Annotated in this window: 7 protein-coding genes and 1 pseudogene; 3 read left to right on the forward strand and 5 right to left on the reverse strand. The window is 50.3% G+C overall.

Translation table 11 applies throughout. The features are described 5' to 3' along the window. From ACIOWA_RS27365 to ACIOWA_RS27375, 3 genes and pseudogenes are all read left to right on the forward strand, one after another. Positions 1-529, forward strand: a 529-nt coding sequence (locus ACIOWA_RS27365) for an RNase A-like domain-containing protein (protein WP_401162867.1), incomplete at its 5' end; no start/stop codon positions are given. Then, positions 519-833 (forward strand): contact-dependent growth inhibition system immunity protein, encoded by a 315-nt coding sequence (locus tag ACIOWA_RS27370; protein ID WP_401162868.1) that lies wholly within the window; start codon positions 519-521, stop codon positions 831-833. The genes ACIOWA_RS27365 and ACIOWA_RS27370, both read left to right, overlap by 11 nt. A gap of 454 nt (positions 834-1,287) precedes the next feature. Beyond that, positions 1,288-1,494 (forward strand): annotated as a pseudogene (locus ACIOWA_RS27375) (DUF6896 domain-containing protein); the annotation flags it as partial. Positions 1,495-1,616: 122 nt separating this feature from the next. Here the strand turns inward: ACIOWA_RS27375 and ACIOWA_RS27380 are convergent. The 5 genes from ACIOWA_RS27380 to ACIOWA_RS27400 all read right to left on the reverse strand — a co-directional run bounded on the left by ACIOWA_RS27380 (position 1,617) and on the right by ACIOWA_RS27400 (position 3,862). After that, positions 1,617-1,769, reverse strand: a complete 153-nt coding sequence (locus ACIOWA_RS27380; protein WP_339539904.1) for a hypothetical protein — start codon at positions 1,767-1,769, stop codon at positions 1,617-1,619. Between the two features lie 123 nt (positions 1,770-1,892). Next, positions 1,893-2,315: a YMGG-like glycine zipper-containing protein gene (locus ACIOWA_RS27385; RefSeq protein WP_339539903.1), complete on the reverse strand. Its 423-nt coding sequence runs from the start codon at positions 2,313-2,315 to the stop codon at positions 1,893-1,895. A gap of 170 nt (positions 2,316-2,485) precedes the next feature. Beyond that, positions 2,486-2,857, reverse strand: coding sequence for a glycine zipper domain-containing protein (locus ACIOWA_RS27390; protein ID WP_339539901.1), 372 nt, complete (start codon positions 2,855-2,857; stop codon positions 2,486-2,488). A 291-nt stretch (positions 2,858-3,148) separates the two neighbouring features. Beyond that, on the reverse strand, positions 3,149-3,337 hold the full coding sequence (locus ACIOWA_RS27395; protein WP_339433342.1) for a hypothetical protein: 189 nt from the start codon (positions 3,335-3,337) through the stop codon (positions 3,149-3,151). 204 nt (positions 3,338-3,541) lie between these two features. Next, complete coding sequence (locus ACIOWA_RS27400) at positions 3,542-3,862, reverse strand: YbjQ family protein (protein WP_221734375.1); 321 nt, start codon at positions 3,860-3,862, stop codon at positions 3,542-3,544. Positions 3,863-4,025: the final 163 nt, after the last annotated feature.

The raw sequence follows: 4,025 nt of genomic DNA on the forward strand, positions 1-4,025 counted from the left end.
TCTGACGCCGGACCCGGTGAAGTTGGTGGGTGGGTTGAATCAGTATCGGTATGTGCCGAATCCGACGGGGTGGGTGGATCCGTTGGGGTTGAGCTGCACTCCCTGTCCCGGATCGGGTGTTGCTGATGGCCCCTACAGTGAAATTGTTCCGGGAGGAGGATTAGAGGCCCATGAGTCTCGAGGTGGACATGCTATTGAAAGACATGTCAATAGATCGGAGGCTCAACTGAGAGCTAGACTAATAGCTGAACCGCATATACCTATTGTATCAACATTTCTTAATAGGACAGAGGCTGAAGCTGCACTCTCGAATGTTATGAGGAGTAATAAGATAAAAATTGATGACTTTCTAGCAGGTAACGCAAATAAACTTGTGATTAATGAGCGGGTGTCTGCTCCTGCTGGCGTGGGTATTGTGAGACAGAGCGGAAGGCTGGAACAGCTATTTAGTATCAGATTAGTGCTACGGCGAGATGCAACCTCGCCTCTTGGTTACTTTATTTTGACGGGTTTTGTAAATGACAATTGAAAATTTTCCTAACCTATTCCAGTTTCTCGGGGCCTATTTTCATGAGGACTGGATGTGTGAGTTTGACTTGGCAGATGACGTTATTAGATCGTTCCTAGCAGACTCAGAAGGTTGCGTAGTGGGGGAATTGGTAAAGGAAATTGATGCCTTGTTGGCGATGAAGATGAAAGAAAATGAAATTCGAGATTTTTTGCTGAAGGAAATTGGATGTTGTTACTGTTATTGGCATGAGTGGCAAGATGGAAATACGTGGTTGAAGCACATTTCTGTAGTTACCAGAGAAGCTCCGCACAGTAATATTTAAGTTTTCTTGGATAAGCCTCCATCATTTTTGATCAACAGAAATATTGATTTATGCGTTGCCCCAATGGCTACGACTCCGCGCCGCCAATTGATGCAGCAAAACATGAGGGAAATTTTTATATTCTTGACGGCCATCATCGCGCAGCAACTGCGCGTCAAACTGCCACGAATGCAACCATTAAACTAATAAAATATATCAAAGAACATTATAGAAGTTTAAACAGCATTAAATAAGTGTTAGATTCAGCAAATAATGTCGACCCAGACAGATTGGAGTACCGCAGAAGAAGATGAATGGCCAAAATAAAAATCTGAAAAATACAATAACCGATACCCTCTCAAACATTAAAGTTGGCACGCTGCTGCTTGAAAAGAAATTTGGCACTCCAAATATTATCAGCTTATGGCGTACAAACCAAATAAAACGATGCTGAGAAGTCACTGAAGGCGTTGAATATGAACTACATGGTACTGGATATATTATCCATTTCATCTCTACAGAATCAGTGAGTTCCGACTATCGCGCTGATGGTAGAACTGACAAAATTGATGCTTGGCGCCTATACAATTTCTCCAGCAAAAGGCCATTGAAATATAAAAACACTGCAACGAAAAAAATATCAAAATTCGAAAAATATATAAATCTAAAAAATCAAACTTAAGCAGCCTTTATGTGCTGATCGACTCCAAAGCTAACGATTAAGTAAATATAACTTCAAGGGGCCTTAGAGCTCAGGCCCCAAAGATCCAGACTCACACTGTCAGAGCATCACCAGAAAAATGGTCACTGCTCATCCTCCATATCCGAATCATCCGAATCATCCAACGGCACCGTCGCATCATCCATCAGCGACCCCGGATCCTCATTCCCCGGATCATTGATATACGGCAGCCCACTCGGGCCTTTCTCTTCCTTGCCTTCAGTTTCGGGAGTCATGGCAAACCTCATGAATTCGGGGGAGTCTATGATGTTCGAAAAGCCCCAGGGCCAATCGTTCCAAAGACTGACCAACAGAAACGAGAAACCCGGCACACGGCCGGGTTTGTGTTGAATCGTCAATCAATGATGTCGGTTTTTATGTTTGTTCTTATGTTTATGACCACCACCGGAATGAGACTTCCCACCATCGTCACCCAGATTATTGCCGACCGCACCACCCGCCGCGCCACCCAATCCTGCACCGATGGTTGACCCCGTGGAACCACCCAGGCTGTTACCGATCACCGAGCCGCCGGCTGCGCCGAGGCCTCCGCCAATGGCGGCTTCCGTACGATTGCGTTTATTCGCCCCGACGGCACTGCCCGCCGCGCCGCCAACGCCCGCCCCCACAGCCGCGCCTGTACTCCCGCCGAGTTGCCCGCCGACCACGTTGCCCAACGCACCACCCAGCCCGCCCCCTACAGCCGCCGTACCGTCGCCGGCAGCCATTACGCCTTGCGAAACCAGCAATCCGAAAAACAGTGCAGATAATGACAGTCGCATATGAACCTCACAGTTCCCGAATCGGGATAATCCGCCCCAAAGAGGGCCTATGTGAGATTGGAGCCGCCTGCGGAACAAACGTTCACCAACGAAAAAGCCCGATGGAGTGCACCGGGCGTTTAGGTGGAACAGGATTAAACCTATTTCAGGACGAAGACTGACGATCAGTCTCAGTGACGCTTGTGACCTTTCGACAGATTGCTGCCCACCGCACCGCCAGCCGCCCCGCCAAGACCTGCACCGATGGTCGCACCGTTCCTGCCACCGAGGCTGTTGCCGATGATCGAACCGCCGGCCGCACCGACACCACCGCCAATGGCTGCTTTGGTCCGGCTGCCTTTACGCGCCGCCATTGCACTGCCTGCGGCGCCTGCCACGCCAGCACCAATCGCTGCACCATTGCTGCCGCCCATTTTCTGGCCGACCACATTACCCAGCGCGCCACCCAGGCCACCGCCGAGCGCAGCTGTGCCATCTCCAGCAGCCATCGCATTTTGAGCGACCAGAAGCCCAAGAACCAGAGCAGGCAGTGTTAAACGCATGACAAAAACCTCAAAAAACGCGATGAAAAAATTGGCCGGCATTCAATGCTGTCGGCACGCATTCGGCGCCGATTGGACAGCGATTTCGCAAAAGGTTTTATCGCAGGCAAAAAAAAGCCCGCTGGGGAGACGGGCTGGAGACTTGCTTTCTAACGGATGGCTTCACCCTACTTTGATAGACGTGAAAAGTTTGTGAAAGCATTGCCAAGCCACCCGTCATCTGTAGGAAATTTCCAGCCTACTCGTCAGACGCAAAAAACCCCGCTTGTTGGCGGGGTCGCTCGCTGCAGACTATTTTCGGGCTCGAGTCGCGACCCTGGGCAGGAACTTCGCCTTCGGCCCTTTGGGTGCCTTGGACTTGATCTTGCCGATCTGAACCGGATCCTCGCCAAAGCCAGCCTGATAATCGGTCTGGCCGCATCGTACGCAATTGTTCAATGGAAACTCAGCACCATCGTCTTCGATATACGGATCAGTCATACCTTCGCCCCTGAGAAATGGGTCGACACCAGCAAAGCGCTTTTGCCTGAAAAAATATCGACCTCCAAGACTTTTGAGACTAGCTGGTCATTCCTGGACTTGCGGTTCAGATCGACCCATGCCCGACGAGCGGCCTACACCCGCTGACAACAACTTGAACACGGTGACAGCGAAATCTATCGGCCACCGAGTTTGTGCCGATAATCAGCGCAACTTGACCGCTGTCCCTGTTGCGAACACCACAACCATACCGCCCTTGCCCGCTGGCATGCTGATCTCGAAGTCCACTCCAACCAAAGCATCCGCCTGCAAGGCACGCGCTCGTTCCTTGATCTCGTCAGTTGCCTGGATACGCGCCTCTTTCAACGCGCGCTCCAGGGTCTGGGAGCGCCCACCAAAAAAATCCCTCATCCCCGCGAACATGTCGCGAATCACGTTTACGCCCTGCACGGATTCGGCACTAACGACATCCAGATAAGCCGTTATCTGACGCCCCTCAATTGAGGGCGTGGTGGTGATAATCATCCGATCAATCCTTGTCATACTTGAAAAAAAGCGATTATCAACTGAGTCGAGCTTGAGCGCTTGATCTGTTGATCTGTTGATCTGTTGATCTGTTGATCTGTTGATCTGTTGATCTGTTGATCTGTTGATCTGTTGATCTGTTGATCTGTTGATCTGTTGATCT

Origin of the sequence: Pseudomonas sp. NPDC087614 (assembly GCF_044743485.1) — a bacterium.
Classification (GTDB): Bacteria; Pseudomonadota; Gammaproteobacteria; order Pseudomonadales; family Pseudomonadaceae; genus Aquipseudomonas; species Aquipseudomonas baetica_A.